This window comes from Candidatus Cloacimonadota bacterium (assembly GCA_034722995.1).
Taxonomy (GTDB): domain Bacteria; phylum Cloacimonadota; class Cloacimonadia; order JGIOTU-2; family JGIOTU-2; genus JAGMCF01.
On record JAYEOL010000010.1, the window covers coordinates 1 to 5653 of the forward strand.

Annotated in this window: 5 protein-coding genes and 1 pseudogene; 1 reads left to right on the plus strand and 5 read right to left on the minus strand. The window is 30.8% G+C overall.

Annotated features, from left to right (window positions below):
* Window positions 1-134, plus strand: a 134-nt coding sequence (locus tag U9R23_01470) for a YjbQ family protein (GenBank protein ID MEA3475106.1), incomplete at its 5' end; no start/stop codon positions are given.
* A 306-nt stretch (window positions 135-440) separates the two neighbouring features.
* On the opposite strand, the gene sppA is transcribed toward U9R23_01470, so the two are convergent.
* From sppA to U9R23_01495, 5 genes and pseudogenes are all read right to left on the minus strand, one after another.
* Window positions 441-2825: a signal peptide peptidase SppA gene (gene sppA / locus U9R23_01475; protein MEA3475107.1), complete on the minus strand. Its 2385-nt coding sequence runs from the start codon at window positions 2823-2825 to the stop codon at window positions 441-443.
* A 34-nt stretch (window positions 2826-2859) separates the two neighbouring features.
* Window positions 2860-3447 carry a hypothetical protein gene (locus tag U9R23_01480; protein MEA3475108.1) on the minus strand — a complete coding sequence of 196 codons (588 nt, stop codon included), beginning with the start codon at window positions 3445-3447 and terminating at the stop codon, window positions 2860-2862.
* A 200-nt stretch (window positions 3448-3647) separates the two neighbouring features.
* On the minus strand, window positions 3648-3923 hold the full coding sequence (locus U9R23_01485; GenBank protein MEA3475109.1) for a hypothetical protein: 276 nt from the start codon (window positions 3921-3923) through the stop codon (window positions 3648-3650).
* 2 nt (window positions 3924-3925) lie between these two features.
* Entirely contained in the window at window positions 3926-4927 is a 1002-nt protein-coding gene (locus U9R23_01490) for a hypothetical protein (GenBank protein ID MEA3475110.1), read from the minus strand.
* 104 nt (window positions 4928-5031) lie between these two features.
* Window positions 5032-5653, minus strand: a pseudogene (locus U9R23_01495) (site-specific DNA-methyltransferase).

Consider the following 5653-nt stretch of genomic DNA (forward strand, 5'->3'; position numbering starts at 1 on the left):
AATCCAGTATTATTGGTTGTTCTGAATCCGTAATAATTGAGAATGGTTCTCTTGTTTTAGGAACATGGCAGGCGATTTTCTTTTGCGAATTTGATGGACCAAGGAGTAGAAAGGTAATTGTAAAAATGATTTGATTGCATAGGAATTTCCTTTTCTTTGACGCATAAGTTTAGAATTGCGAAATGTGTATTTTATCTGTTCTCAGGCAACAAGACTTAAGTTGCAATGACTGAAAGGAATGTAACTTGAGAATTGCAAAATTTGGAATCAGTCGGTTCTCAACCCCAACTTCGTTTAGGGTTAAGTCCAAAGGTAGTAATATTACAGCATCTTTTCCCGTTCTGGAGAACGGGACTCCCCTAAAAATAATCTTGGGTTTGGAATCCGATTCTCCAGAATCGGATGCATAATATTCACAATCTGGAGATTGGGACTCCAAATTATTTCACCTCATCCGGAAATCTATAAGGCATCAGATACAGAATTTCTTCATCGGCATAAAAACCTATGTCTTCAATTACTTTAATTGTATTTTTAATCTCTTCTGGTAAAACCTCAGTTTTCATCCCGGGCAAATCAGCATCAAGTGAAATTGTAAAGCCTGGTTTCGCTTTTGGATAGAGGACAACTTCAACATCTTTATCAATTTTTGCCAACTTTTTCAGCATAATAATACCCTTATCCATTCCACCTAATTCATCCACCAAACCTCTTTCCTTTGCTTGCCTTCCAGTCCAGATTCTACCTTGAGCAATTTCGTGAATCTCTTCTCTCGTCATTCCCCGTCCCTCAGCCACTTTATCTACAAAATCCCAATAGAAACTTTCAATTGCGTTGTTAATCATTTCCGTCTCTTCTTCAGTCATCTTTCTGCTTGTAGCACCGAGGTCAGCATGCTTACCCTTCTTTACTGTTTCTATGTTGATATGAATTTTTTCATATAGTCTTTCCAGATTAACTGACATTCCTATTACTCCAATAGACCCTGTAACAGTGCTTGGTTCTGCTACGATTTTATCTGCTTTACATGCGATATAATATCCTCCGGAACCAGCCACATCAGACATTGACACAACAACAGGCTTTGCAGTTTTGCCACTATCACAAAGAGCGATTTCTCGGCATATAATATCTGAAGCGAGTGCAGAGCCACCTCCGCTGTCTATTCTAAAGATAATGCCTTTTATTGACTTATCTTCTCTGGCTGATTTGATTGCTTTTGCCATCGTCTCAGAACCGATTGATTTACCGTGCTGTCCTTTTCCTGAATGAATAAATCCTGTAGCATAAATAATAGCAATTTTGGATTTATATTCATCACTCCAATCATATCTGAACATATCCCTTTTGTATTTTTTAACAATTTTTGCATTATCAAATTCATCTTTTATTTTATCCTCAAGTTCATCTTCGTATATGATGTCATCTATCAAGCCTGCATTTAAGGCATCTTTTGCAACAAAATACGGTCCATCATCAATTAATTCTTTCACTTTTTCTTTAGATATTCCTCTTCCTTGTGCAATCATAGAAACCATTTCTTCATAGATTCCATTAAGGTAATATTCAAGCATTTCCCTTTCCGCTTCTGTCATCTCGCTTTCAGACAGCATATTTCCTGCAGTTTTATACTGATGACTTCTAAAATTTATTACTCGTATGCCCAGGGTATCTAAAAGTTCTTTGAGATAAGGCATAGGTATAGAGAAACCAGAAAGTCCGACCATTCCAGATGGATTGAGATAAATTTTATCACCGACTGCCGCAGACAGAGCATAATTCATATTTCCAATATTTTCAAAGTAACAGACAATCTTTTTGCCAGCAGATTTGAAATTTAGAAGAGCATCTTTTATCTCTTCATATTTTGCTATGCCACCCTTAATATTACCTGATTTGAAAACTATCCCTTTGATTTTGTTATTTTCTTTGAGTTCTTTAATTGTTTTAAGAATTTCAGCAATTGTATGCCCTTTTGTGGTTACTATTTGAAACGGTCCAATTTTTTGCTTTGGCTTTTGTTCAAGAATTGTGCCTTTTAGTTTGTAGTTGTAAAATTGGTTTGGTTCTTCCTTTTTCAGGAAAGTTCTGAAATTCTTATTTGAAATATTGGCATAACTCAAACCGTGAGCATCATCATTGGGGGTAAAACTTGTACCAAATTTGAATTTGTAAAAGTTTATGCTGAAATTCGCTGAGAAGGTTTCTTCATCAATATTGTAAGAACCACCAAGTTGAATGCCATTAAAAAGTTCAGTTTCTAAGCCCAAAATTGGTTTTCTCCATTCCTTATTTGCATATTGGATATCACAGCTTAAGGACAGTCTATTCCAGAATTTGTTTTTAATAGAGATTGGTCGGAGAGCAAAACCTATTTTGCCATTTCTGTCATCATTTGTTAACTTGCTTCCTACAGCACCCAAAGACAAAAAATCAAATGGTCTATACAACAGAGATAATCTCAAATCTCCTTTTTTGAATTTACTATTTTCCCAGGCATAATCCCAGCCTAAATACATATTTTTTATTCCACAGTTAAAACCGTTTGCAAGAGTATGAATATTAAGTGTATCTCGCATATTTTCATAGCAATATCCAAGATGTTTCATGTTAAGGAATAGAGAGTATTTTTTTTGAAATTTTCCTTCTTCAAAATATTGAGCATAACCCAAGCCACCGGCATTTCCAAATCCAAGAGCGGCTGGACTTACTTTTGTTGCAAGAAAGTTGTCTGTGGTTGCAACAGAAAATGGTGAATAGTCAATACCATTTGCAAATAAACTAAATGGTATTAAGATTAGAAATAAAGCGATGATTTTTTTCATGGTTTTCCTCCAATTTATTTTGTTCAATAAAAAATTAGGTAATTTCAATTTTCCAATTAATAAAGTCACATTTAATATCTTTGCACCATCCAATTGCAGACATAGTATGTTTTACTTTTTTATGATAATTTCCCTTTACATTTTTAGCTGTAGGCTCTTTAATTTTTTTGAACATCTCATTATATTTTTCTTTAAGTATTGTTTTTTCTCTTATAGATAAATTCCTATAAATAGATATAAGCTTTACAGTTTCATCAAATTCATCTTCAGTATAGGCATGTATTACAAAAAGACTAAACTCATCAAAATTTATATATTGGATTTTTTTGAGTAGCTTATAAGTAAATTTAGTTATTTTAAGACCATTGTAAGTATAGTCTAACATAAAGTTTGTATAAAGTTCTTTTATACAGTCTAAATCAGTACAATTTGCAAATTCAGGACCCAATGAGGTTAAAACTAATTGGCTTTTATCAGGTTTTCCATTTTGTTTTATTGGATGAACTGCCAACCCAAATTTTAAAAGATAGTTCTTTTCCTGTCGTATAAAAATATCTCTAACATCCATTACTTGTCTGTCTCGTATAAATTTTTCGGAAGTTATTTCTAATATTTCCTTCAAATCTTTGCTACCTTTTGAGATATCTATACTACCACTTTTATTCTTAATAATTTTAACTATATCAAATATGCGACTAATTAAATCATCAGAAATATAACCTTGGTCAGGAATAATATACCACCCTCTCCATAAACTTCCGATGACACCTTTTTCTTTGATACTTTTATCTATTTCAATCCAGCTTTTTATTAAACAATATTTTAAAATTCAATTTTGCCTGTTTTTTCATTTACATGAAAACCGTTATCTAATCTTTTAAATATTTTTTCATCTTTATTAGTAAATTTTTCTTTAGGGATATTTTCTAGTAATTCTTTATAGTCTGTAGAATAATTTTGATAAGCCCAAAAATTCAAATCACTAAAGTTCTTACAGTTGTTTAAATCAAGCCAAGTAAAACAATTGTAAAATCTATTTATTTTCATATAGTTATATTCACCACGTTTTAATAGATTTTTTACTTTTTCAAAATCCATAATTATAGGTATTCAATAATATTATCATTCCAAGAATATTTAGTAAATTTTGAAAAGTCTTGAAAAAATGTTTTTCCCATCTCAAACATATTTAAAATTCTGTTAAAACTCCAAACCTCTGTCCAAGATTTGATTTCAGAGTTATACATGAATAATTTTCTAATTCTTTCAACTTTATTAATTCCAGTAACAATGATTACCTTTCTAGCGCCTAATTGCTTGGCTAATTTTAGGGAGTCCTTATCTTTCTCAACTACCCCCTTATGACAAACTTCAATTGCCATATATAAATCTTTTCCTTTATACCATAAGCAATCAACTTTATAAGGGAATTGCTCAAAACCGATGGGCTTTCCCTCAGTAATTACTTTGAAGCCCTGCCATTCTCCAAGATTTCTTAGCATATCAATTGTAGCGGAATGTAAATTTTTTGAATTTATATTGTTTTCTTTAGCTATGATTTTCCATCTTTGATTTTCTGTTTGTACCTCAACATCAGAATGAAAAACTATTTTTTCTGAATAGAACTTCTTAAGACTCTGTGTGTCAGTTAGTAAATAATCATAACGATTAAAATGTTCTGTAATGTTGTATATACCAAAAAGTCTTAACTGCCAAATTCCATTTCTTTTTCTAATAATTGGTTTCCATTGCTTGAAAGTTCCATGATTAGTAGCCTCAGCATCGGTTAAGATTTCAATCAGAAATGACATTGGAATTATAAAAACTTGTTCCTCATTATCACAAATAAATAATTGATAGAAATTCCTATTAGTATTGTATATATTCTTTAGCTGATGCACTTCTATACCAAAAAAATATTCATTTCTATTATTTAAACTTGCATATATTAATTCAATTAGAGCTTCCTTTTCATTTAGTTGATATACATTTCTTCCTAAAAAATTCATTTGTGATACTGATATATTAAAATTTTTAATTTTATTTAAGATCTTGTTCTTAGTTTCATTGATAATTTCTTTTTGTTTTCTTTGATATTGCATCTTGACCCCAAAAATTATATTAACTCATAAGTTATGTTTCAGACTATATTAATTACTATAAATAATTTCTTTATTCGTTGATAATCAATATAGATTTATCTTCCCGCTATTTCTTCTGGCATAATTGCTGAGTGTTTACCAAAGGCAGAATCATTTTTGTTAGGAATAGGAATATTCCAAATTTGTTTAGTAAATTCCACCCATTCATCCTCTGTTAACTTGCTTTCTTCTTTTATTTGCTTTGCAACTCTGTTTATGGGTTTGCCATCTTTGACATAAACCGTGACAAATTCACTTGTATTTTGAGCATAAAAATTGCCTGGGTATGGATAACTTCCAAACATTAATTTTTTACTAGGATTTGTTCTATTCCAGATATAAATATCATACAGAAATAATTTTAAATTATTTAAAATTGAATGCTCAATATCTGTATTTAGATTAAATATATGCCTATTATAATGAGTACGTAAGACGCTCTTTTTCATTGGCATTAATGGTGTATTTATTATTAATTTACCATTAGGTTTAAGAACACGTTCGCATTCTTTCCATACTTTTAATAATTCATTTATATATTTATTATAATTATTTATTGCTCCAATATCATCATCTAAAGTTTTTGAATGCTTATTTATTTGAAAACCATCCTTTGAATAGTCTTTAATGTTGAAATATGGTGGGGAAGTTACTATTAAATCAATAACTTTGTCAGGTATCTCTGAC